Origin of the sequence: Bacillus pinisoli, assembly GCF_023036475.1 — a bacterium.
GTDB lineage: Bacteria > Bacillota > Bacilli > Bacillales > SA4 > Bacillus_BS > Bacillus_BS pinisoli.
Genome location: NZ_JAJQKI010000004.1, coordinates 95,037 through 120,881 on the forward strand (window position 1 = coordinate 95,037; position 25,845 = coordinate 120,881).

Annotated in this window: 22 protein-coding genes and 3 pseudogenes; 2 read left to right on the forward strand and 23 right to left on the reverse strand. The window is 36.5% G+C overall.

Annotated elements, in window-relative coordinates; translation table 11 throughout:
- Positions 1-107 precede the first annotated feature (107 nt).
- The 7 genes from LT143_RS07265 to LT143_RS07295 form a co-directional block, all read right to left on the reverse strand.
- Positions 108-2,627, reverse strand: a complete 2,520-nt coding sequence (locus LT143_RS07265) for a DNRLRE domain-containing protein (RefSeq protein WP_246941784.1) — start codon at positions 2,625-2,627, stop codon at positions 108-110.
- Positions 2,628-2,819: 192 nt separating this feature from the next.
- Complete coding sequence (locus tag LT143_RS07270; protein WP_246941787.1) at positions 2,820-4,652, reverse strand: cache domain-containing sensor histidine kinase; 1,833 nt, start codon at positions 4,650-4,652, stop codon at positions 2,820-2,822.
- Positions 4,649-5,689 carry an AraC family transcriptional regulator gene (locus LT143_RS07275; protein ID WP_246941789.1) on the reverse strand — a complete coding sequence of 347 codons (1,041 nt, stop codon included), beginning with the start codon at positions 5,687-5,689 and terminating at the stop codon, positions 4,649-4,651. The genes LT143_RS07270 and LT143_RS07275 overlap by 4 nt, the downstream gene beginning before the upstream one ends.
- Positions 5,690-5,858: 169 nt before the next feature.
- Complete coding sequence (locus LT143_RS07280) at positions 5,859-7,466, reverse strand: extracellular solute-binding protein (RefSeq protein ID WP_246941791.1); 1,608 nt, start codon at positions 7,464-7,466, stop codon at positions 5,859-5,861.
- A gap of 112 nt (positions 7,467-7,578) precedes the next feature.
- On the reverse strand, positions 7,579-8,457 hold the full coding sequence (locus LT143_RS07285; RefSeq protein WP_246941794.1) for a carbohydrate ABC transporter permease: 879 nt from the start codon (positions 8,455-8,457) through the stop codon (positions 7,579-7,581).
- A gap of 12 nt (positions 8,458-8,469) precedes the next feature.
- The gene (locus tag LT143_RS07290; protein WP_246941795.1) at positions 8,470-9,441 is read right to left on the reverse strand and encodes an ABC transporter permease; all 972 of its coding nucleotides are present in this window, start codon (positions 9,439-9,441) and stop codon (positions 8,470-8,472) included.
- 188 nt (positions 9,442-9,629) lie between these two features.
- Positions 9,630-10,868 carry an MFS transporter gene (locus LT143_RS07295; RefSeq protein WP_246941798.1) on the reverse strand — a complete coding sequence of 413 codons (1,239 nt, stop codon included), beginning with the start codon at positions 10,866-10,868 and terminating at the stop codon, positions 9,630-9,632.
- A gap of 377 nt (positions 10,869-11,245) precedes the next feature.
- On the opposite strand from LT143_RS07295, the gene LT143_RS07300 reads away from it, so the two are divergent.
- Positions 11,246-11,818, forward strand: coding sequence for a hypothetical protein (locus tag LT143_RS07300; RefSeq protein ID WP_246941801.1), 573 nt, complete (start codon positions 11,246-11,248; stop codon positions 11,816-11,818).
- 150 nt (positions 11,819-11,968) lie between these two features.
- Complete coding sequence (locus LT143_RS07305) at positions 11,969-12,139, forward strand: hypothetical protein (RefSeq protein ID WP_246941804.1); 171 nt, start codon at positions 11,969-11,971, stop codon at positions 12,137-12,139.
- A gap of 169 nt (positions 12,140-12,308) precedes the next feature.
- On the opposite strand, the pseudogene LT143_RS07310 reads toward LT143_RS07305, so the two are convergent.
- The 16 genes and pseudogenes from LT143_RS07310 to LT143_RS07385 form a co-directional block, all read right to left on the reverse strand.
- Positions 12,309-12,482, reverse strand: a pseudogene (locus LT143_RS07310) (YokU family protein); the annotation flags it as partial.
- A gap of 13 nt (positions 12,483-12,495) precedes the next feature.
- Positions 12,496-12,624 (reverse strand): annotated as a pseudogene (locus LT143_RS07315) (lysine 2,3-aminomutase); the annotation flags it as partial.
- Between the two features lie 147 nt (positions 12,625-12,771).
- A pseudogene (locus LT143_RS07320) lies at positions 12,772-13,060 on the reverse strand (HepT-like ribonuclease domain-containing protein).
- 13 nt (positions 13,061-13,073) lie between these two features.
- Entirely contained in the window at positions 13,074-13,382 is a 309-nt protein-coding gene (locus LT143_RS07325; protein ID WP_246941809.1) for a nucleotidyltransferase family protein, read from the reverse strand.
- Positions 13,383-13,549: 167 nt separating this feature from the next.
- Positions 13,550-13,837, reverse strand: coding sequence for a YokU family protein (locus tag LT143_RS07330; RefSeq protein WP_246941811.1), 288 nt, complete (start codon positions 13,835-13,837; stop codon positions 13,550-13,552).
- Positions 13,830-15,239, reverse strand: a complete 1,410-nt coding sequence (gene kamA / locus LT143_RS07335; RefSeq protein WP_246941813.1) for a lysine 2,3-aminomutase — start codon at positions 15,237-15,239, stop codon at positions 13,830-13,832. Before kamA ends, LT143_RS07330 begins: the two co-directional genes overlap by 8 nt.
- A gap of 187 nt (positions 15,240-15,426) precedes the next feature.
- Entirely contained in the window at positions 15,427-16,290 is an 864-nt protein-coding gene (ablB, locus tag LT143_RS07340) for a putative beta-lysine N-acetyltransferase (RefSeq protein ID WP_246941815.1), read from the reverse strand.
- Positions 16,291-16,379: 89 nt separating this feature from the next.
- Positions 16,380-17,582 (reverse strand): Ger(x)C family spore germination protein, encoded by a 1,203-nt coding sequence (locus LT143_RS07345; RefSeq protein ID WP_246941818.1) that lies wholly within the window; start codon positions 17,580-17,582, stop codon positions 16,380-16,382.
- The gene (locus LT143_RS07350; protein ID WP_246941820.1) at positions 17,579-19,174 is read right to left on the reverse strand and encodes a spore germination protein; all 1,596 of its coding nucleotides are present in this window, start codon (positions 19,172-19,174) and stop codon (positions 17,579-17,581) included. Before LT143_RS07350 ends, LT143_RS07345 begins: the two co-directional genes overlap by 4 nt.
- Positions 19,158-20,282, reverse strand: a complete 1,125-nt coding sequence (locus LT143_RS07355; RefSeq protein ID WP_246941823.1) for a GerAB/ArcD/ProY family transporter — start codon at positions 20,280-20,282, stop codon at positions 19,158-19,160. The genes LT143_RS07350 and LT143_RS07355 overlap by 17 nt, the downstream gene beginning before the upstream one ends.
- Positions 20,279-20,527 (reverse strand): hypothetical protein, encoded by a 249-nt coding sequence (locus LT143_RS07360; protein WP_246941825.1) that lies wholly within the window; start codon positions 20,525-20,527, stop codon positions 20,279-20,281. Before LT143_RS07360 ends, LT143_RS07355 begins: the two co-directional genes overlap by 4 nt.
- Positions 20,528-20,611: 84 nt before the next feature.
- On the reverse strand, positions 20,612-21,886 hold the full coding sequence (locus LT143_RS07365) for a peptidase (RefSeq protein WP_418909810.1): 1,275 nt from the start codon (positions 21,884-21,886) through the stop codon (positions 20,612-20,614).
- Positions 21,887-21,899: 13 nt separating this feature from the next.
- Positions 21,900-22,559 carry a 3-oxoacid CoA-transferase subunit B gene (locus LT143_RS07370; RefSeq protein WP_246941830.1) on the reverse strand — a complete coding sequence of 220 codons (660 nt, stop codon included), beginning with the start codon at positions 22,557-22,559 and terminating at the stop codon, positions 21,900-21,902.
- Positions 22,544-23,224 carry a 3-oxoacid CoA-transferase subunit A gene (locus tag LT143_RS07375; protein WP_246941832.1) on the reverse strand — a complete coding sequence of 227 codons (681 nt, stop codon included), beginning with the start codon at positions 23,222-23,224 and terminating at the stop codon, positions 22,544-22,546. The genes LT143_RS07370 and LT143_RS07375 overlap by 16 nt, the downstream gene beginning before the upstream one ends.
- Before the next feature lie 11 nt (positions 23,225-23,235).
- Positions 23,236-24,585 (reverse strand): aspartate aminotransferase family protein, encoded by a 1,350-nt coding sequence (locus LT143_RS07380; RefSeq protein WP_246941834.1) that lies wholly within the window; start codon positions 24,583-24,585, stop codon positions 23,236-23,238.
- A 290-nt stretch (positions 24,586-24,875) separates the two neighbouring features.
- Positions 24,876-25,781 (reverse strand): NAD(P)/FAD-dependent oxidoreductase, encoded by a 906-nt coding sequence (locus LT143_RS07385; protein ID WP_246941837.1) that lies wholly within the window; start codon positions 25,779-25,781, stop codon positions 24,876-24,878.
- Positions 25,782-25,845: the final 64 nt, after the last annotated feature.

A 25,845-nucleotide genomic window follows, 5' to 3' on the forward strand; every position in this document is an offset into this window, starting at 1 on the left:
GAATTTGATCACAGAAAAAATAACCCCCTTTTTAAAAGGGGGCACTATAGAAAACTACTATATAGATTGGTAGGGCGTAAGTAGCCAGATAGGGTAAGCAGGAAGTTTTACTTTCCAATAATTAATGCCGGCCACCTTGACTCGTTACTTTCATCTTTGGAATAGATGTTAACGTTTCCATTTTGCCCTATGGTATCTACAACCATAAGAGTTACTTTCCCGTCCGATTGGGCTTTCACAAAGTCAGTTACATCGATATTTATTTTTTCAGTTTCTGATGTAGCCACATTAATATGTCCAAGAAGGGTTGCCGTTTCACCAATTCCTGTCACTTTTACTGAATCTGTTGCCAAATTAGGGGCATTCTCCCAAGTAATGGTTTCCTCATTCCACTGATCATTCGTTAAGCCATAAACGTCAAGCTCAACACTTGTTGTATTACTTCCAATTTTACCAGAGAGTTCAAATAATACATTTCGAATTTCATTCAGATTATTTACTTCAAACTTAAAGAAGGCTACACGACCTTTACTAAAGTCCGAATTACTTTTTACGTTAAAGTATTTATAGTAGTTTTTATCAGATGAACCTGCTGCTGTTAAATTCGGATCTTCTAAACCATAATTTGATGTAGGTCTTTCTATATCAACAATTGCGTCAGCAGAAGGAATGACGACTTCCTCTTCTCCTAGAATGTCTTCATCTTGTTTTGTTTGTTGGAAGTTAAGATAATAATCATTTTCTACACTTTTACTGACATCATTATCATTCATAAAGATATTGCTGCCAGCTTCCACTCTTATTCCATTCGTATTTCCTTTTATTTGATTTCCTGAGATTGTAATATTAGTAGGATCACCAGAGCCAATGTTGTTTGAGTTACTGTCACCATTATCATGAGCTAATAAAATGCCAACAAACCCTTCAGCCTTGTTGTTCATAATCTTATTATCTTTAATAATTGTTCCTGGAGCATTTAAAATATAGATTCCCTTCGCATTACTTGGTTCTGTAGAATTCATAATGGTATTATTTTCAATTATTGTATTTGGAGAACCTAAATACACCTTGATCCCTTCACGGGAGTTCGTAATTTTATTATCATGAATATAGTTATATGGGCCAGATGCATCATGATTACTTGGCGCAGTACCACCTGTGTTCCCCACACCGATTCCTGCACCTGTAATAATACCTGAAATCGTATTTTGATAGATTTCATTTAAGTATTCATCTTCACCATGTAAATCAATCGCATCTAATACGGTGTTCTCAAACGTATTATTATAAATCTCATTATTATGAGCATAATACTGAAGTAATGTGCCATGACGTATATATGGCCCTTTAAAGACACTGTTACGAACTACATTAAAGCGAGTGTCGTTTTTGTACCCTGTACGGTCGACTTTTGGTACTCCCTGGATACTCACCCCATATCCAGCTCCACCGCCACCAACATCTGTAGCATTTTGAAAGAGAGCATGCTGTACAACTATATCATGACTATTTTCAATTCGAACCCCCATTCTTTGGTATTTTTCAATGGTTACATGTTCAATTAAAATGTTAGAAGACGGTGTATTTCCAAATCCATCGGCAATATATATACCATAAACTGGACCACCACGATCTGGATTGTTCTGCTTTGAATCAGAAGAATAGTTGCCATTGAAAGTAGATGTAATGGTCAAATGCGATATCACAATATTATTCATTCCATAAGCCCGAAATACTTTACCGCTTGAATCATCTGCATCGAAATCAGAAACTAAAAAGACATGTTTTTGGCTCTCTCCTCTTATATTCACTCCTGACTTCAAGGCAATATGGGAAGAGCCATCATTAGGTAAAGTGCTTTTAAGATTATATGTTCCTTTTGGGAGAAACACTTCATCTCCAGCACTTGCGGCTTCAATTGCTGCTAAAATAGCAGGAAGGTCATCTTGACCACTGTCTGAAGGATCTGCTCCAAAGTCAATAACATTCCACCTTTTCCCTACCACTTTATTTGCTTTATGAATAGGATGCTTGGAACCATCTGGATTTACGAGTCCTGGTACCGTATATGTAACATCCTCGCGTTCTTCCGGCTTAGGAGGCACTAGTTCCATAAGTAGTAAATCACCACTTTCTGATGGACGATAAAGATGTGTCACTGTCAAACTATTCCAATCATTAGATGTATTGCCTTTCCCAACAATTTTGACATATCTTGCTACCGAATCTTCTATATCATAAGCAACTAATCCGGCCTCACCCTCTTTACTTATGCCATCAGTTAAAACCGTACTCCAATTCACTCCATCAGTGGATACTTGGATATCAAAATAAGATTGCCTTGAATCTCCTTTGTAAAATGCGAGACCTACATAGCCCACCTCTTTTGAAGAGCCTAAATCATATAAAACCCATTCAGATCTCCCTTGAGAAGACCAACGTGTCGATAAATTATCATCTAACGTATTCTCAGGAAAATTTCCGTCATGCCCACTTGCCGTTACATCTACAACTGTATGTTTACTCGGCTGTTCTTGTTCAGAATGTACTTGGATGCTAGGAATAACTAAAATGAACACCAGCACATACAAAAAGATCGTAAAACTCTTACCTGGCTTTCCCCTCATCATACTCCTCCTTCATTATTGTTTTGTTTAAATCTAAAAAAAGAAACTAAACACACCTTTAGGTCATAACGATATTGTAAACGCTATCAATTAAAGGGATTTAGGTTTCTTTTTTTATTGTATAAAGAAGATTAAGAGTATGTCTGTTGTTTTCTTTATATTAGTTTATGTATTTTTTAGAATATTTAAAATTTAACTGGATGGTTTTGTAGATTCAATGTGATTTTTCTGAAATGGGATCGTAATTGTCACCGTTGTCCCGATATCTTCTTGACTGCTTATCGTTACTCCATACTCATCTCCAAATAGCAACTGTATCCGTCTATTCACATTGGCTATTCCTATTCCTAAATGACTTCCAAGCTTGGATTCTTTCATTCTATTTTGTTTCAGATGCTCCATTATTTCATGTACTCTTTCATTTGTCATTCCCTTCCCATTATCTATAACACAGACTTTTAAAGAAGAGCCAGAAATTCTGGTCCGAATCTTAATCGACAACTCTTTCATTGATCGTTTCATCCCATGCTCAATTGCATTCTCTACTAATGGCTGCAAGCTTAACTTTACCATTGGAACTTCATAAAATGTAGGTTCAATTTCAAGATCTAGATTAATGGACTTTTTGTTTCTATATTCATGAATAACAAGGTAGTTCTTAATATGTTCAATTTCATCTCCTATTGTAACGAGTTCTAAGTTTCTTACAGAATATCGAAACATTGTTGCCAAACTATCAGCCATTTCTGAAATCTCATCTATCCCATTAATCATTCCGTAGGCACCCATTGTCTCAAGCGTATTATATAAAAAGTGCGGGTTAATTTGAGATTGTAGTGCTTGTATCTCTACCTTTTGTTTCTCAAGCTCCCTCTCTTGTAATTCAATTTTAACTTGTTTATGATCTAATTCAGCTTTATAAACTTGATCAACAAGCGTTGATAATCTATCTACCATACTATTATAACTAATTAATAGACTACTAATTTCATCGTTCCGGGCCAAATTAGGTAGTTTCTTCCATTTCCCTTCTTCAACACTTTTCATTGTTTTCTCTACCAATCGTATAGGAAGAACAATCTGTTTGATAAAGTTAATCGATATACCAAAAGCAAGAAGTAAAACAAAAAATGCGGATAAGAATGCCGTTAAACGTACTCCCGAAATGGGAACGAAAAGTTGAGATTCAGGAACTGCTGCAATAAGCTTCCAGTTCGTATACTCAGATGTGGAAAAATGAAAGAAAGTAGACTCGTTATTCCAATGGTCAAAGAAGCTTCCTTGTTTATGTTGACTAAGTTCCAGTCTTCCTGCTTCATTAAGTTGCTTACCAATCAAATTGAAGTCTGGATGATATATGACTTTCCCTGTCTCATCAGCAATCATAAAGAAACCCTCATTACCAAGGTTTGCCTCTTTCCACATTTCTCCTAATTGTGAAGCGCTAATTTCTATTGCCAGTATACCATTTGGGACAAATGACTCCATTCCTCTTATCTTTCTTGCTATTGTAATTGATATATCACCAGATTGATTAGAAGGTTGAATAATAATTTTTCCACTTTCTGGTGTTATAGATTTTAAACTTTTGTATTTTTCTAACCGTTGAGAAGTAATCCCTTCATTTCGTAAGGATATGTGTCTACCATTATCACCAATGATGTACATTCGGTCGATTTCTGGATTTTGTACAACGATATTTTCCATCATCGTCCATATGGCTTGATAATATTGGTAACGAATATGCTCCTCAACGTTACCATTATTTAAATCGAGAAAGTACTTAACATTTGGATTTGAGACGAGCGGCAAAGTCGCTAACTCATAATCCTTAATAAAGCGGTCAGATTGAAAAGCTAGATTGGTTACACTTTGTTTAAGAAAGTCTTCAGCTTGCTGCTCAAGTAACTTAGCTGATTGCATATAAATGATACTAGCAACAATGATAAGTGGCAAAATCATAATAATAGCAAAATATAGTAGCAGTCTTTGAAACAGGTTTAATCGAAGAATCCACTTTTTCATGCTTCAATTCCTAATGATTTTCGATATTCAGTAGGCGAAAAGCCAGTGTATTTCTTAAATGTTTTCGTAAAATGTGGAGCATCATCGTAGCCAATTTCACTGCATATATCAATGATTCTCATTTCGTTACGCTCAAGAAGCTTTTTTGCCACTTCCATCCGTAAATTAATTCTATACTCTACGAATGTTTGACCTGTTTCTCGTTTGAATAATTGACTAAAATAAGACGAATTGAATCCGAGTTTCTCGGCTACATCATCTAAATTCACCTTTTCACCGATATTACTTATCATATACTCTTTCGCAGCTTCAATAGGGTCTATCATTTTACCCTTTCTTTGATATCGAATAGCTTCAATCATTGTTTGACAGTGGTCAATAAATGCATCTGTCGTTTGTTTAAACGTATTTCCTTTTACATCAAACGTTAAGTCAAGGTGGATACTTCCTTTTTGATCAATCCGATCAACTAATGTTTGTAATAGATGGTTCAATACATGCTGATAATAGGATTGATGTAGCTGCTTTTTCTCAATTTTATTTGCCCAAGCAGTCATTGTATCTTTCATCATATCTTCATTTAATACCCATAAGGCTCCTTCAAGTATATCTAAGATTTCATCCATCTCATTTACTTCAATAAAATCAAGTTGTCTTTCTCTATAATTAGTAACTAAGCGTTCAAATGTTGTGGTTAACTTCTTCCTTGTAACCGGTTTCAAAAGATAGTCTCTTGCACCATGAATAATGGCCTTTTGCGCATAATGAAAGGAATCATGTCCAGAAATAATTACCCATTGTGTGTTTTTATGTAACTTTTCCCACTTACCAAGGAGAGTTAAGCCATCCATATCAGGCATGTTAATATCCGTAAAAACAATATCAAAAGTGTGAGAGACTAAGAGTTCATCAGCTTCAATTCCATCCTCTGCCTCCCATATATTTTCAATATGAATGTCTTGTAAGTCCATGTTTTCCAATTGATGACGGATACCTTTACGTATCATAAACTCATCTTCGATAATTAATATCTTCATCAGCGCTTCTCCTTCTAAAGATAATAAGTATTCAAACTCTTTCTAAAATTAATAGAATTATAGCACAAATCATAGATTCGTAGGAAAGTAATAATATTTTAAAGCATATAGAAAATATAGAATACAAAGAGGCTATCCTAAATGTAGCATTTAGGACAGCCAAATCATTCTATTTTCTTGGAGCTTGATAGTCCCCGTCTTTATAACGTTTTGCAGCCTCTTCTAAAGCTTTATTTCCTCCTCTTTCCTTCCATTCTTCTACTACTTTCGGCCAATCGCTAATAGGTTCAACACCTGTAATCATCTTAGCCATATGTCCCATTAGTAGTTTTGGAGGAACATCGGAACCAGGTTGCAGATCTGGTAACGTATCTAAAGCCTCTAATGGTGGGTCAAAGCGAATACCATCTCTTCCTTCATTTGCAAGAACTGTATCATAAACTTTAATAAGCTCTTGTCCCTCTGGAGTCAGTTGTAGCAATCCTTCAATATAGGTTGTATCCTGAACCATCCATAAAAAGGCTGTACGGTAGCGTTCAATGTTTATATCATCAATCGATTCCGGTGTATTGTAATTAATTTGACCATTGCTTTCTGTGTAATCTTTTCCTTCAATTCCGTAAGTAAAGTACTTTTGTGCTTCTTCAGAAAGCATCCAATCAAAGAATTTCACAATTCTTTCTGGATCTTGAGCATCTTTATTAATTGCGTATGCACGTGTGACATCACCGTATAGATAATAACCACCGCTACCATCTGGCCCAACTGGGGATGGAATAAGTGCAATTTCAGCATCAGGAACATTTTCCTTTAACTGCTGCTCCCACTGTAATAATTCATTTGCATTCATAACCCACATACCAATGTTTCCGTTAACCGCTTCGTTCTTATATTGCTTCGAATCGATTGTTAAAAATTCTTTATGCAATAACCCTTCATCGTACATTGTTTTATATGTTTGAAGGGCAGCTTGCATATTTTCTGAATCAAAAAACTTTGGTACTGGGTTTCCATTATCATCCAATTCCCACATACTTACATATGGTTGAACATCATATGAGCCAAAGAATGTATCAGAATACTTAAATTCTGCACGTCCACCATAAGGTTGTGGCACGCCCATTTTCTTGAACTCACGTAAAACATTTAACGTTTCTTCTACAGTTTTAGGTACTTCAAGTCCAGCCTTATCTAGCAAGTCTTTACGAATCCAAGTCGCACGGCGGGATGGGTTCGATAAAAATTCAGGAATGGAATATATCTTTCCATCTGTATACCTTTGCTGCTCCCAAGCCTCTTCTGGAATATACTTCTTTAAATTAGGTCCATACTTGTCAATTAAATCATCAAGTGGCAAGAATACGCCTGCTTCAACTGCTTGCTGAAGAGATTGACCACTTCCTTCACCAAACCCACCAGAGGTTTGAACTACATCAGGAATATCACCAGATGCAAACATTAAATCCATTTTTGTCGCATATTCTTTATGAGGTAATAATCGTATGTCTAAATCTACATTTGTTAGCTTTTCTAGCTCAAGTACGTATTCATCCTTATTAATATCAGGAGAATTCTCTACATGTGTAAATGCTAGGGTCCTCATAGAGATTGACATTTTTAAAGGATCTTCATTAGCAACATCAGTTGGTTCATTTGTGTTATCTTTTTCCTTTTCTTGCGTTTCTTCTTGAACGGGTTCAGCTTGACAGCCTACCACTAAAAAAAGTGAAAATAATGCGACAACGAAAACCTGAAGAACTTTCTTAAAATCTTTCATTCATTCTATCCCCCTTAAATTTAAGCGCTTTCACAAGCTTGAATTTATTATATTCTGAATATTAACAGGTCAACTATAGGTTAACTTTAGTACACTTGTCATTTTTTTGTGGTTATTCTTTTATGGAACCAATCATTGATCCTTTAACAAAGTGTTTTTGTAAAAATGGGTATAATAACAATATTGGTAGAGTTGCCACAACAACAGTAGCCATCTGAATACCCTCTGGTGAATTTAATGCCATAGAAGAAAACACTGAATTTGCTTCAACTGCCATTTCATCGTTTACAATCATTTGGCGCAATTTTACCTGTAGCGGATACAATTTCGGATCATTTAGAAAATACAAAGCTGACTGATAGTTATTCCAGTGACTTACACCGTAAAAGATACCAATGGTAGCTAAAACAGGCTTGGAAAGCGGTAAAACGATCCTAAATAAAATACCTAATTCGCCAAGTCCATCAATACGAGCAGCGTCAATTAAGGTGCTCGGGATATTCTGAAAGAAGGATCTCATTACAAAGAAATTAAATGCACTAATCATACTTGGAATAACTAAAGCCCAAAGTGTGTCAACCATCCCAAAACTCTTTACAACTAAATAAGAGGGGATTAATGGAGCTGAAAAGATCATTGTAAATAATACGAGAAATAAGATTATTTTTTTACCTTTATATTCTGGCCTTGATAGAGGGTACGCAAGCGAAGTAGTCGCCAATAGATTGATTAAAGTCCCTCCCACTGTAATCAGTACTGAGATGAAAAATGCTCTCCAGATGGAAGCGTCATGGAAGACATATTCATAGTTTATAAGAGTAAATTCAATGGGCCAAAAGTAAACCTCCCCTTTTGATATGGCTTCTGAACTACTAAAAGACTTAGCAATTACAGAGATAAGTGGAAGGAGCATACTTAATGAAAGTAAAGCTAGAAATAGGATATTAAATAAATCAAAAATTTTGGAGGAAAGACTTACATTCTTTTTCATTCAGTTCAACTCCTAATATAGACTATTACCAGAGATTTTTTTACTCATAAAATTAGCAAAAACCAACAATACAAGCCCAACTATCGATTTAAATATTCCTATGGCTGTCGTGAAGCTATATTGAGCATTTTGCAAACCTACTTCATAAATATACGTATCTAATATATCTCCATTTGCTTGGTTTAACGGATTTAGGAAAACGTAAACCCTTTCAAATCCGAAATCAAGAAAATGTCCGATATGAAGAAGAAATAAAATACTAAACGTAGGAAGTATAGCAGGCACCGTCACATGTATCATTTGATGGAAACGATTTGCCCCATCAACTTTCGCTGCTTCATAAAGTTCAGGATTAATTCCAGCAAGTGCAGCCATATAGATAATTGTTCCCCATCCCACACTTTGCCATAGATATGTGAATACAAGAATTGGTCTAATGAATTCTTCAGATCCCATAAAATAGATAGGCTCATGACCTAACCACTCAATAAAATGATTAACAAATCCTGTAGTAGGAGAAAGAATACCAATAAATAATCCACTTATAATAACCCATGAAAGAAAATGCGGCATATAAACAATCGTTTGTATTAAACGCTTATAAATTACTAACCGTAATTCATTTAATAATAGAGCTAGTAATAAAGGTGCTGGAAAAACCAAAATATCATAAAAACTTAGTAGTAGAGTATTTTTTAGTACACGAATAGAATCAGGGTTTACAAAAAGTGCTTCAAAATGTTTGAAGCCAACCCAAGGGCTGTCCCAGATTCCAGCGAAGATATTATAATCCTTAAATGCTATGACAGAACCCATTAGTGGTACATATTTAAATATAATAAAATAAAGAATACCCGGAATTGAAATCAAGTATAGCATCTTATGCTTGTTAAGTTGACCTAATTTATGACGTAAGTTCGTTTTTCTATGAAGTATGATCGACTTATCAGGATCTATTTTTTCTGTTTCAACTATCGTTTTCATCCCTCTTCTTCCCCCTTATGAAGACCCTATATGTATTTCTTGTTCTATGTGATATAAAGCGATAACCTCCTTAGCAAGTTTCGTTCAAATTCTCCGTTGTTTTTAAAATTCTCTATTTTTCGTAATCTCATTTTATCAATCAAGTTTAATAAGTTCTTCGGTTACATTTTAGTTGCTTTGTGTTTTTTTTAGGTTTTCAGATGTAATGGAGTAGGTTTTTTTTCTGATGTTCTATCTATAAAAAAACTAATTGAAATCACACAACTAAATAAAAACAAAATAACCCAAGGGATAAATGTATAATCCTCTTCTAATTTGAAATAATCATGGAGAAATCCCCCACCTGTATTCCCTAGTAATCCACCTAAAGCAAAGCTCCATCCCGTAAAACCAAAATAGGTTGCAAAGGATTGAGGATCAGCATATCGAGAAATTAAGTGATTCATAGTAGGGACTACCATCATTTGTCCTACTGTAAATAATAGGACCGCAAATAACATGGACCATAGACCTTTTGTAAAACCGAACACCAACATACTTGTACCAAGAATAATTGTCCCTATAGCCATAACGGTTAATTGTTCAAGCTTTTCCGACAGCTTTTGTAGCAACGGGATCTGAAACACGACCATAAAAATGGCACCAGCCATATATAAATAAGCTACTTGATCAACATCCTTTAACAACACCTCAGCTCTTACTGGAACGGCAAGGTAAAGTTGTACGTTTAAAGCCCATACACCAATGATTAACAAACACAATAGTAGAAAACGGGAATTTTTCATGATTTTCTTTACAATTGGCATGATCTCTTGCTTCATCGGTGAACTTCCCTTCATCTCGGGCAACAAAAGCCAAGATAGTAGAAAAGCTAAGATAAACACAAAGGCTGAACAAAAACTTACAAAGGTAAAGTCAAATTGTAGTAAAAACATTCCAATGACAGGACCTAAGATAAAACCAATATTACTTAGTGTCTCACGGATACTAAATATCTTTGTCTTCATTTCTTCAGACGTTATTCTAGCGTATGCCCCAAAGCTTGCTGGATGAAAGAAGGCCCCTCCTATACCTGATACGAAGGCAGCAATTGCAAAACCAACGGTGTGACTGACAACCCCATACAACACAAAACCGACAATACGAATACCGACTCCTAATAAAATCGCTCGTTTATAGCCAATTCGATCTGCTAATATTCCACAAAAGAAACGTAAACCATTTTGCGATATGCCACTGACAGCAAGGATAAAACCCGTAAGAGAAATACTCCAATGTAAATGGTGAATAAAATAAACACTTAATAATGGGACAAGCATATAAAATCCGATTGCCATTAAGAGCGTATCCACATACATGGCTAGTAAACTAGGACTCAAGTAGCCTTGAACAGCTGTACCTTTATTTCTCTTCAAACCTCTAATCATTAACGAATCACCCTCTGTTCTATCACATAAAATGCTTAACCATATACATTTCTAAATGCTATCACTTTAATTAAATGAAGGATATTGGTCTATTTTAGGTTGAAGTCGTTTTTTTGTAGGTTAGGAATAGTTTAACTTAACAAGTCTAATAGTTAAGTTGTGTCTGCGTTTTTTGTAAGTAATTTATCAATACAAATAACAGCAACCAATTAGATAACCTTCATTGCTGTTAATTGATAATTTATTTCATTTAAAGTCAAGTACTTTTTATAAATCTCAAATGTTGAACTTGAATAAATAGAAACGATACGAAGAAACTATTAACCAGCAATATTAACACGTATATCCTTTCCAAAATAAAAGGAGTTAATTAGATCATGAACAAGAAAATAATCATTTCCGATCGAAGTAAAATACATATGGAAGCTCATAAAAATGATTTTTTTTATGATTGGCAAGAAATAGTAAAGAACTATGAGCAAGAAGGCTACTTTAGTGACCTTTCGAATCAATCTGAAAAGCTCATTATTCATTCACCTGAACCTATTGGAATTTCATCATTGGTAGGCACGGATGAGAATTCAGAAATCGTTTACGCTAAACGTAAAGAGCGAAAGATTTATACCAGGTTTGTAAAAAACAGAGTAGGAAGTAAAACCAATTCCTTTGTTGTAATCCTTAACAGAACTAGAAATAACAACAACCATTACTTATTAGTCACGATGTTTCCTGGCACTGGGGCTTATAAAGAACCTGAAGATCCTACCATCTTAACCAAACGAGAACTCATTGAGTCTTTGCTATTTTGGGAAAATCACGCGTTGGTGTTTGATAAAAGTACAATTGATTACACTACAATAACCCCTATATGTCCATATAAAGATCTATATAATGGACTTCCAATAAACAATTTTAGAAAGTTGAACATATTTAAGGGTGAACAACATTAAAGTATGTTAAAGTTCACCTTTTCTGTTCTTTAAAAGTCTTCTATATAATTGACAGTTTTTACGATAAAAGTATTATCAAGCTTGTCTGAGTATTTATGGTACACTAAGAATAGTTCTTATGATCAAAATACAAAATGAGAGTGAGATATAATGAAAAATACGAATAAATTCAGTCACAATCAAAAAGTGCGTATAAAATCAACCGGAGAGTTAGTTACAATTAACAAATGGATGTATGTAAAAAACATGAAGCGCTTCTCCTATATCCTCATGGAATACCCAAATACCTTCTATTTTGAAGAGGAAATGGAAGAGAACTAAAATATCTCAAAGAATACCTTATCTGTTACCTCCTTACCAACCAGGGATTAATGGTCTTAATCCCTTAAGGTGTAAGTGCATCATTACAAAAACTTCCACAAACCAAGCTGTATTTCACGTATGATAAAGGCACCCATTTCTGAGTGCCTTTTAAATATTAGAAGTATCGTTAAGAAGAAAAATCAAAGTAATTCCTCTTCAACAATCGAGGCAATTCCATCAATTCCTTAAAGCCTATTGAACTACCAATCTTCTTCGTATCCACCAAAAACAACTGATCTTCAATCTCCTTCGTCACCACTTCTGTCTGATACACCATCTCACAATCAGAACAGACAACTGCAGGAGCCTCCGACTGGATAGGAAGTATTTACCCCTTCAAAATTCCTCAACACCACTTTATCTGCACTCTGTGAAATTAAATAATTCGGTTGCAACGAAATTTTGCCTCCTCCACCAAGAGCGTCGCACACGAAGGTTGGGACTCCGTTTTTTAAAGTAAGTATAAAAAAACAGCTAACTAAAGCAGCTGAAGGTTTTTCCTATAATAATGGTTAACACTATCACATACATTCTTATCAATCTCTTTACATATAAAAATCCTTTGGTAGGAACAAAGTCACTTTAACTTCCTATGAATCCTCAAGCAAATCAATGATTCTTTCTTTCAAAGGAGGAATTTCTTTTTCTACTACATTCCATACAATCCCATTATCAACTCCGAAATAATCGTGAATCAACACGTCGTCCTGCCATTTCTCGCCAAGGGACATTAGGGTGTTGGTCTTTAAATTCTCTCGATATTCGTTTAGTAGCTTCTCCGATAATCTCTAAATTACGAATAACAGCGTCTTGAATTAGTTTCGAGCTAAAAAAATCCGCTTTACCATTTGGAATATAAGATTCAATGTTGTTATACATTCTAAAATATGAGTCAAGTAGAGTTGGTCATTTTTCGTAGCTGTTTTGCTCCGTCTAGCACATCTTCTTTCATAGTCCAATGAATCGAATTTTCTGTCACAACATCAACATTAACATTCAATAAATCCTCTATTTCCTGTTTGAATCGAATTAAATCAAATAAACTTCTACCAGTATCAAAATCGACAAGTAAATCAAGATCACTATTTGGCTTATCCTCTAACCTTGCAACCGATCCAAAAACGCGTACATTGTTAATGCCATGGATTTTTGCTACTTTTAGTATTAAATCACGTTTCTCTTGAAGAATATCGTATAACACAAAACATCCCTCACATTCTTCTTAACTTTAATTCCATTATAGCAATTTCTAAATTTAGTTAATAAGTAATTTCAATCTAAACTTTTCCGGATTGCTGACAGTATTTCCTTTTAGATTTTCCTCATGACAAAAGGCACCCATCCCTGAGTGCCGAATTAGCCTTATTTTTACGAAGAAAAATCAAAATAATTCCTCTTCAACAACCTCGGCAATTCCATTAATTCCTTAAAACCTATCGAACTACCAATCTTCTTCGTATCCACCAAAAACAACTGATCCTCAATTTCCTTCGTCACCTCATCAGTCTGATACACCATTTCACAATCCGAACAGACAACTGCAGGTGCCTCCGTAATTTCAACCGCTCTTGTTCCATCAGGTAACTCCCAATAAACAGTCCCGCTACCGGTTTTCGCTTCAGCTCCACACCACTCACAAGTTATTTCCTTACTCATTTGCAGTCGGCCCTTCCGTGTATTTCTGCTGCTCGGCCTTAAACTTTCTCTCTTTCATCTCATCTCGTTTATCACGTTTATCCTTTAATGATGAATGAGACGGATCCTCTTGATACTTTTCTCTACGATCAAGTCGCTGTAATTCTTCTGGCACCAAATTAAACTTCTGATCGTTCATGACTCCAGCTATACCCACATTTGATTTGTATTTCTCATATTCTGGATAGATCCCTTTGAAGTAATCATCTGCAGTACCTGGTACATAATTCTGTGGCTCCGGATAGGAAGTAATCACCCCTTCAAAGTTCCTCAACACCACTTTATCCGCACTCTGTGAAATCAAATAATTCGGCTGTAATGAAATTTTGCCTCCTCCACCTGGAGCGTCGCAAACGAATGTAGGAACGGCATAGCCTGAAGTGTGTCCTCTTAACCCTTCAATAATTTCTAACCCCTTAGAAACCGGCGCACGGAAATGTCCAATTCCTTCCGATAGGTCACATTGATAAATATAGTAGGGTCTCACTCTAATTTTAACTAAATCATGCATGAGTTTTTTCATGATTGGGACACTGTCATTTATACCTGCTAGAATAACAGATTGGTTGCCAACTGGTACCCCTGCATTTACTAGCATCTCACAAGCTTTTTTCGCTTCCTCAGTGATTTCAATGGATGTATTGAAGTGGGTGTTTAACCATACAGGATGGTACTTCTTTAGAATTTCACATAACTTCTCTGTAATTCTTTGTGGAAACACTACAGGTGCTCTTGTACCAATTCTGATAATCTCTACATGAGGAATCTCACGTAAATTTTTTAAGATATATTCAAGAATTTGATCATTAATTAATAATCCATCTCCACCAGAAATTAATACATCTCGCACTTCTGGAGTGTTTCTAATATAGGATATGGCCTGATCCAATTGTTTCTTTGGGACACCCATTCCAATCTGTCCTGAAAAACGTCTTCTTGTACAATATCGGCAATACATGGAGCATTGGTTGGTTACTAGAAACAATACCCGGTCCGGATAACGATGGGTAAGACCAGGAGTTGGTGAATCCTCATCTTCATGAAGTGGGTCTTCTAAGTCATACTTTGTCTTTAAGATTTCCTTTGAGAGTGGAACAGATTGCATACGGATGGGACATCTCGGATCTTGTGGATTCATTAGGGAAGCGTAATAGGGAGTAATATTTAGTGGGATGGTTTTCGTTGCAATCTTCACACCTTCTTCCTCATCAGGTGTTAAGTTAATGACCTTTTTCAAGTCTTCTAAAGTCCGGATGGTGTTTGTTAGTTGCCACAGCCAATCGTTCCATTGCTCCTCTGTTACATCCTTCCAGAGCTCAATTTCTTTCCAATGTCTTGTAGGTTTGTAAACGTCATGTTTCAAGTGAAACCCTCCTCTTTCACAAGATTTACATCAGTATATGTGAAGGACGCCTAAACGGTTATCACAACGAATACGCTTACAACTATTGGTAGTCCGGTATCTAAATAAATATTAGCTTTTGAGGAGATACTCGTGGAAAATAAGAAGGGTAAAGAATGGCAGAGTGATCGTTTATATGTTTAATGAATTAATCATAAGCCAAATCCTTTACCCATACATTCATATCCTCGAGCTTATTATAAATATAACAATTATTCGTCATTCTCCCCTTATACTTATACCGTAGTTGCTGGAGCGCTGCATTCATCCCATAGGATAGAGACCTTGCCATTGAATAGGCACAGAAAATCTTTTCATGACGAAGTTCTTCTTCTAAATGAATGATTAAGTGTTTCATTATACCGTGCTTTCGATATTCAGGTAATGTAGCACAGTCTGAAATTTCAGCATTATGGTAAAGGCGATCTAAATTGGCAGAAGCAGCTGATATCAACTTAGATTCCTTCTCGATCAAATAAAAGATTGAATCAGTTTTTATTAATTTCTTTATATAATTGGGGTCGTTTAGAGGTGTTGGATAGATTTCAAATACATTGCTATACAATTCTTTTAGAGCCTCAGCATCGTTTATTTCGGCTTTTCTTAACACACAGTCTTTAGGCAGCTCTTGCTTGGATTCAGACGACACCCCTGTCTTTATTACCTTGTGAAGAATTTCGTCTTCCTTCATCCATTGGTTATTTTGTTTTCTTTCTTGGTCAAAATACATGGTTAACGCGTAGGCATGACTACCATTATAAAAACCTTCAAAAATAGCTTCAAGTAAAAAACCCTTTTCTACATAAACATGTACATGCTCTCTTCGTGCATAGATTATTGCCTTTGAATACTGATGCTGTGTAGCTAGAGTAATCATTTCATTCGCGATTTCTATTACATTGCCACGATAATCTAGGACACGCAATCGACGATTAAAATGATCAAAGCAAACAGATAGGTAGAAGTTATCACGAAAAAGTTGCTTTTCCTCGTAGAAAGATGAAGCTTCCATGAAGTCCCCCCTTTTATCATTCTTCTTACATTTTACGAGCAGACCTAACTATTTATGAGTATTCAAAAAAACCGACAACATGGCCGGTTTTATTCTTCTCCCTCGTTTTCCGTTCTGAAACTTTTATTTCGAATTCCCGATCTCCTTATGTGGATATCGACATCAACATCAATAGTAGCTTCAGCAAAGTAATGGTCCCAGTCACCCTTTAACTTTTGGAAATCATCATAATGTTGTCTTTCTAAGGCTTCACCGAATCCAAATACATCCGATTCATATTTTTCTTGTAGTAGCTGTATAGTTCTAGTTACATCATCTTTCACAAATTTCTCCGTAGCCTCTTCGAAATCCTGATACGTATTAATTTTTTCCAGATTCTCTATACATTGAGTAGCTTCTATCTTCCCTTCTGCTTTCATCGTAACTTTAAAATATGGCTTTCCGTTTTTCATAGAAGACTCTATAGAGGATGATGAGCGTCGAACTCTTACACCTATAAATTTTCCTTCCTCTTGACATGGGACGGTTAAACTTGTTGATTCCAATCCTTCAAGCCATAAATAATTCCTTGCATCTATCACTCCAAGGGTGCCCACGTATTTATCATCTCTGAAGATAGCAAGTCCAGAAACTTCGATTAAAGCATCTTGTTCCACCGTTTGCATGTTTTCAACGGTCTTACCCTTTTCTGGATCACCTTTTACTCTAATGGTTGCTAGTACAGGTTCTCTTCCCTTTGAGGAAAGCGCCGTAATAAAATCTGTCAACCGTATATCGGGATCTCCTCCCCAATTCTGATAAAACGTTTCAATTTGACGATTAACTTTCAAGGAGGAATTTTTTTGAAGAGGATAGGTAATCTTTAATGCCTCCGCAGCACTTTCTCCTTCATAAATAAGGATATTAAAATCATTACGAAACTCGCCACTTCGCTCTAAATAATCAATAAAATCAAGGAGCCCTTCCTCTGCAATTTCCTTGGTCAGTACAACAATTCGAGTATGGGAATAGATCATTTTCCTAGTCATACCTACATTCATCTTATTCGCTAACTCTGAAAGAGAATTCCCTTCCTGAGAGTATGTAATGGACGGAGCAAATCCTTGGGCTTGCTGCTTCGCATTCTCAGCCGCATTTATTAATTCAATGGTTAGTTTATATTTCTGTTCCTCCCCTTTATCAATAGCTATCCCTGTTACAATGGAAACGTCATTTAATTCCACGCGGTCCCAACACCCGGTCATAGATAGAAGGATAACAATTATAAAATAAACTTTAGGTAAATGATTCATGAGGTTTCTTCACCTTCTATAGGAGGACTTGGTGAATAAGAGGACTTCTGTCGAAGAGGTGCCTCTGGTTTAATAAAGGTAGGTCTTTTTTTATTTGACCAGAATGGGAATCTAATAAATACATCTGTTTGATCTTCCATAATGAGTGGTGCCACTGGTGCTAAATAAGGAACACCAAACGATCGTAAACTAACCAAATGAATAACCATGAGGACTAAAAATACTAATACACCGTACAGACCAAAGATAGCTGCAAAAAATATAACGACAAACCGTAGAAGTCTTGTTGAGATAGAAAAATTATAAATAGGTGAAACAAAGCTAGCAATCGCTGTAAATGCTACCACAATGACAAGTACATTGGATACTAATCCCGCTTCTACAGCGGCCTGTCCAATAACAAGTGCTCCTACAATTGATACTGTTTGTCCGACTGCTCTCGGCATTCTGACTCCAGCTTCTCTCAGAACTTCAAACGTTAATTCCATTACAAGAATTTCTACAACAGCCGGGAACGGAACTCCTTCTCGTTGTGACTGAATACTGATTAAGAGTGGTGTTGGCATTAATTCGTGGTGAAATGTTGAAATAGCCACATATAGAGAAGGGAGAATTAGAGCAATCATAAAAGATATATACCGAATAAAGCGTATAAATGACCCCATTACGAATGGTTGGTAGTAATCCTCGCTCGATTGAAAAAAATCAGTAAAAACTACAGGAGCAATTAAGGCAAATGGACTACCATCAACAATAATGATGATTTTACCTTCTAATAAATTTGCACATGCGCTATCCGGGCGTTCCGTATTGTGTAGAAGTGGAAATACTGTAAAACTTTTATCCGTAATAAACTCGTCTATATTTCCCGAATCCAAGATATAGCTTGTTTCAATTTTATCAAGACGTTTTCTAACCTCGTCCACTAATTTACTGTTCGCAATTCCATCAACATAACCTAATACAACCGTCGTCTGTGTGTCTTTTCCTATATACTTTGATTCAAAGCGTAAATGAGGATTTTTAATTCTTCTTCTTATTAAACTTACATTCGTTTCCATGGATTCTGTGAAGCTATCCTTAGGTCCACGAATAATCGTTTGAGTACTTGGTTCTGTAATACTTCTATACTGTATATCAAATATTTTTAAGGCAAGAGCTTCTTTTATACCATCAATAAAAAGCAAGACATATCCTGATAAAATATACCAGATTGCGTCATGCTCACGTGATACAAATTCATATGGTGTTCCTGTGAAGTAGTTTTCTCGAAACTCATCAAAAGAAGGATAATCCATCATTTCTACTTTATCATGATTGGCCTTTCCAAGTGGTTCCATTACTTTCTCTGCTAGTTGTTTTGAATCAATCATGCTGTCGAGGTAACAGGTAAATCCGTTCATTTTTCCAATGTTAATTTTGGATTGAGTAAAATCAATGGTTCCTTGAAAAGCTTTTCTCACGACTTCATAATTAGTTACCAAATTGGAGGACAGGCTTTTTGCTTCTTCACCAGCTGATAATAACTCATCACTTGTTGTAGACCCCGTTGGCTTTTTTTGAGATGAGAAAAGTTTAGTTAGGTTGATCATTTTGTTTCACCCTTTTCCCTTTTGTTCTCCATAAGAGGATAGGAAATATTAGTAGTGGTATCCCTAATTGAAATGGTAGGTGTAAATAGTAAGGAACAAATGTTAATCCCTCCTCCATATGCTCAGCAAAGTTGTCACTAATTGTGACAGATAAATAGGAAATAAGCATACAGATTGGAAAGATAAAATAACGATAAGGACGTAAAAATACAAGCTCAAGTCCTTTTAGTCCACCATAAGTAAAGACCGCGACTTTAATAATGACCCCAAACATCATGATAAATACGATTAATAAGTCTATTCGTTCAATAAATTCTAGTAGTGAAATTTCTCCTGCTGCTGAAAGCATTGGAAAGGTGGCTCTATTTTTCATATTGGCCCCAAGAGTCGTGATTTGAATGATTGAAGAATATACAAGCAATAGCCCGGCAGCAATGACAGAAACTACACTTACCTTACCTACATATTTTGCATTTGAAACGTAAGGGAAAATGAGAGTAAACACAATAAGTTCTCCAAATGGAAACGTAAGCAAAGACGGGAAAATAGCCTGCGCAATCGGTGTAATTCCCTCTGGCATAATAGGTAATAAATTTTTAAAATGAATTTCCCCCGAAACTAAAATTCCAAGGCCTATTCCTGAAATAAAGAGGATAACATATGGGAAAAAGATTTCCCCTGTTCTACCGAGGACCTCGAGCCCTAGGTATAGTACATAGCTTATAATCAGCATGATGATAATCATGGTAACTTCAATTGGTGTCGTAGGAAGAATAGAGGAAGCTAATAGTTCACCGAAATCACGTAGTACTCTTGCGGCGATATAGATGAAATATAAAACATAGAGGCACGTAATCATTCTGCCAATCCATTTCCCAACCGTCCACTCCAATATCTCAAATAAATTTTTACCTTCCATACGGGCAGAAATTTGGTAAAAAAACAGAACCAACCCTACACCCAACAAGGTCGCAATCGAAACAGCAATCCAGGCATCTTGTTTTGCATCGTTACCAATCCCTACTATAATGGCACTTCCCATTTCAAAGATAAAGATGAGGATGAACAATTGCCATAATGAAATTTTTTCAACTAATTGATTTTTCACGGTTGCTTCCCCTCAGCTTGTTTAGAGGATGACTGTTTATATTTATGGTGTCGATAATCAACGATTCCAGCATATATGAAACCCGCTATTAATGCGCACATAGCGATACTTTCTCTTGTTGCACTTTCAGGAAAAATGATATATAGAAAAGCTTCTTGTAGAGGTTCTTGATAATAAATAGAATCAATAGAAGAAAGTAAAAAAACAGATAAACCGAAAAAAATAACCATAGAAATGGTAACCATAACCCCTCCAACATTTATACTGGCTTTCCTTTACTATTTTCACCAAACACTAGGTTTTTATGTAAGAAATGGAAAAGGCAAAAGCTATACGCTTTTGCCTTCTGTATTGCACCAATCCACCATCATGTTTGCCAGTATTTCAGCAGCCTCCATCATATGGTCCAAAATAATATATTCGTTTGGATAATGAGCAACCTCGGTTGTACCAGGTCCAAAAATAATGGTTGGTATTCCTCCTACTTTTGTAAACAATCCACCGTCTGTCCCCCATGGAGAGGCTTCAATCACTGGACTTTGCTTTCTAATCTTTGAGTAGTGAGTTTCAAGTAATTTCATCGCTTCATGTTCAAGATCAATAGTTCCAGGTACCCATCTTGCCCCAAACCAGGTTACTTGAACTGGATGTGTTGTAAACCACTGATCATCTTGTTCTAATTTCTTCATATATTCAATAAACTCCTGTTTCACATCCTCCATTTCTTCATCAGGTGCTACCCCAATTCTTCCTTCAAGTACGACCTGATCTGGAACAGAAGACGGCCAGTTGCCTCCACTTACTTTTCCTATGTTAATAGGGACGGGTATGGGAACTGTTTGATAGAGAGGATCATTGATTTTATCATTTCTTTTTTTCTCTAGCTCTTGTATCTTTGTCATGACAAGCATACTTTTTTCAAGAGCACTTACTCCTTCATATCTTGTTCCACCATGTGCAGATTTACCATTGACGGTTAAACGAAACCACATAGATCCTTGTTGTTTAGGAAATATTTTCATACTTGTCGGCTCAGGAATGATAGCCACATCAGCTTTGTAGCCTCTTTCAATCGCAGCTAACGTACCTGCTCCACCACTTTCTTCTTCTATTACACTTTGAAAAATAATATCTCCCTTTATAGGAAGTTCTAGCTCGTGAATGGCTTCAATAGCTAGTAACAACGAAACTGTACCACCCTTCATATCTGTGGTACCTCTACCATACATTTTCCCGTTAATCGTTTCACCGCTATATGGGTCAAATTCCCACTGATTCATATCCCCTTCAGGAACGACATCAATATGACCATTTAAGATGATTGACTTCCCACCGCCACTGCCTTTTTTTACGCCTACAACATTGGAGCTACCAGTGAATTGACTGCGTGGTGAGACAAAATAAGGATGATGTTGAAGTTTTGAAAAGTTCGGCTCCCAGATATCAATCTCCAAACCTAGTTCTCTTAGTTTTTCAATAATAATAGCTTGGGCAGAACTTTCATGACCTGAAATACTTCTTTCTTGAACAAGTCTTTTAAGAAGTTTTATTCCTTTTTCTTTATTGTTGGTCAACCACTCATGAATCTTCCCCTGAACATCCACTAGTCTCTCTCCTTTATTCAATATATTTAAGTTCTTTTATTTGAAATTCAGCTTCCGTATAGGCTTTAACATCCGCTAAAGTGTATGGCTTCATTATTTCAATTAACCATAAGCCATTCTCCCTTATTTCAAAGACAGCCATATCCGTAATGATCATATTTACACATTCATTAGCAGTGAGAGGAAGCGTACATTCTTTTAATATTTTGGGGCTACCATCTCTATTAATATGATTCATGACCACAATGACCCTTTTTGCCTTTTGTGCGAGATCAATCGCTCCTCCCATTCCAGGAACTCGCTTCCCTGGCACAATCCAGTTTGCCAAATCCCCCTTTTCGCTAACCTGCAAGGCACCTAGAATCGTAAGATCAATTAAACCACGTCGAATAACTGCAAAAGCAATAGAGCTATCAAAGTAGGAACCACCTGGTAAAAGCGTGACTGGAAAACCGCCAGCATTGCAAAGATTTTCATCCTCCAAACCTTGTTCTGGACTTGGTCCCATCCCTAAAATTCCATTTTCAGCATGAAACATAACATTTATATCATTTGATAGGTGATTGGGTACAAGCGAAGGGATTCCTATTCCCAAATTAACAACACTATTAGGATGAACTTCTTGAGCAGCTCTTTTGGCGATATTATTTCTGATATCTATTCCCATGCCCATTTCCAGTTCACCCCTTCACTCTTGATTATTCCATGAATAAAACAGCCTGGAGTAATAATTTCTTCTGGAGATAAGCTTCCAACCGGAACAAGCTCTTCTACTTCTGCAAAAGTAACGGCACCAGCCATCGCGACAAGTGGGTTCGTATTCCGCGCACTCTTGTCGTACAATAAATTTCCATAATAATCACCCTTTTTTGCAAAAACGATAGATATATCGGCTCTTAATGCTGATTCAATAAGATACTTGTTACCATCAAGTTCAATTATTTGTTTGTTGTTCTCGACGATGGTGCCGACCCCTACATCTACTAGAATCCCACCTAGTCCAACCCCACCTGCTCTCATACGTTCTACAAGAGTGCCTTGTGGACAAAACTCTACCTCTAGTTCCCCTTCTGTCATCAATTTTCCGGCGACTGGATTTGAACCGATATGAGACGTTATGATCTTTTTTACTTGTTTATTGACAATTAATGGCCCTATTCCTATTGTGGGAAAACCAGTATCGTTCCCAATCAAAGTAAGGTCCTTTACACCTTTTTCAACCATTTTAGAAACAATAGTCGGTGGCGTACCAATTCCACCAAATCCTCCGAACATGATGGTACTGCCATCTACAATGTGGTCTAGCACTTCATCTAATGTAAGTTGTTTATTCGTCATAGCCTCTCTCCTTACGCTATGATATCTGGCTGTGTGTTTTCTAAATGAATGTCATTGAAGGTACAATCTAAAAGCTTTATTAACTTATCAATCTCCTGAACTGTAATCGTCAGTGGTGGTGCAATGAGTATTCCATCACCATGGACTCCTTCTTCTCCTGATGCAGCAGGGTACACCAATAAACCATGGTGCTTTGCTTTTGAGATTATTTTAGTGGTTAGATCAGGTGTAGAGACAAAACGAGCTTTACTCGAATCCTGGACGAATTCCATCCCTATAAGGAGACCCTTCCCTCGTACATCTCCAATCCATGAATATTTGAATTGAAGACCTTTTAATTGTTGCAGTAAATAAAGACCATTGACCTCTACATTTCGAAGTACATCATGCTTTTCAATATAATCTAACACCGCTAGACCAACAGCAGCTGATTGTGGATTGCCACTAAAGGTATGGCCACTCATGATGAGCCTCGAACCTTTTCGAATAGGTTCCATAATCTTACTTTCAACAAGTGTGGCCGCAATTGGCGTGTATCCAGCACTTAAACCTTTACCAAGAGTGACAATATCTGCAATTGTATTCCAATGCTCTAAGGCAAGCATCTTTCCCGTTCTACCAATCCCCGTCATCACTTCGTCTGCGATGAGTAAAATATTGTATTGATTACATATTTCTCGGATTTTCTCGTAATATCCCGGAGGAGGGGTCATCGCTGCACCAGCAGCTCCCACAATAGGTTCTATAATAAATGCAGCAATATGTTCTTCGCCTATTCTGACAATCTCTCGTTCTAGCTCTGTAGCACATTTTAAGTTACAAGTTGGGTACGTATCATGATATGGACATCGATAGCAATAAGGTGGGGACACTGTCGGATAATCTTCTAAGAGTGGGGTAAAACGTGAACGTCTTGCGCGGTAGCCAGACATGGATAATGCACCCAAGGTGATTCCATGGTAACTCATCCAGCGGGAAATTATACGATACTTTGCTGGATACCCCTTTTCTTGCCAATACTGTATGGCAATTTTAAGCGCTGTCTCTGTCGCTTCAGATCCACTATTTACTAAGAAGCTCCAATAATCAGCACCAGGCATTATAGAAGATAGCTTATCAGCTAGCTGTTCAGCAGGGACGCTTGTAAACTGAGAGCGGTAAACAAAGGAAACTTCAGATGCCTGTTTATGCATCGCATCAATTATTTCTTGAACCCCATGACCAATCCCTGCCGTAATAGCACCAGATGAGCCATCGAGGTATTCCTTCCCATCGGCATCGTATAAATAAATTCCCTTTCCATGACTTATAACTGGATAAACTTCATCTAGAATTGGCTTAATTAGGCGAGAATGCACCATTTTTTATTCCCCCTATTACCACAAATGTTTAGCTTGGCTGGATCAATAATTTATTTACTTTATTGGTTGACGATACTAACTTGGGTGATCTTGTATTCTTCACTATTGTATAAACCTTCTCTAGAAGTTTATTCCCCGCCATTACCTTTCATGAAATAAATAGGCTCTAAAAATCCCATAAGCCAAATTTCAACATGCAACCACAATTAATTTCACTTCTGATATATGAAGGTAACAAGCAACTAAGTCTTAAAAAAGAGCCCATAAAAAAAGACGGACATGTTGTTCCGTCATTGACCTAGTATTCGTTTGTGCATCCAAATTGCTGCTTGCGCTCCTTCTCCCATAGCAATCGTTAATTGTTCTGAGTGAGCGACAATATCACCTGCTACCCATACATTTCTAATATTGGTTTCTTTTGAACGAGGGTCAGCAGCGATATGGTGATTTTCTAATCGTTCAACACCTAGTTGCTTCAAAAGGTCTGTTTGTATAATACTTCCTCCAAATGCAATAAACCCTCTTTCTCCGTGAAGTACTCTTCCTGAACTTAGTGTAACTCCTGAGAAGGCGGAAGTGGCATTTAGGTTCACTTTCTCTACCGATTCGTTTATAATCTCGATTCCTTTATCTTTAAGTTCTTGTTGTTTGGCTTCTACAATCTCAGCCTTCTCATGATTAACAAACGTTACTTCTTTTGTAAAATAGGTTAAAGTGAGTGCCATATTTGCACCTGATTCACCAGAACCTATGACGATCGTCTTTTTATTTTTCACTTCATATCCATCACAATCAGGACAAATGTAAATGGAAATGCCGAGACACTCTTTCAAGTTAGGGATGGATAAAGGAAGACGGTCTTTAATCCCAGTTGCCACTAATAAGTACTGACATTTAAACCTATCGTTTGTTATTGTTTGTAAATCAAACCCACGTTTTGTTTTTTGTGCATGTGTAACTTCAGCTTTAATGAAATGAACCCCATACTTCTCAGCATGTTCTTTTCCCAGTCTTCTTAAATGCTCCCCTTCAATACCATCCGGATAGCCCAGTACATTATGATAACATTTGCATAGCGTGGAACGTCCTTCACCTTTATCAAAAACAGCGACTTGATGACCATATCTCCCAAGCATTATGGCTGCTTGTAGTCCTGCAATTCCACCCCCAACAATAATACATGTAAAGGATTTCATCCTATCTCCTCCTGGTCTATATTTGGACAGAACAAAGCTCCTACTTTTATAAGATAGGAGCTAG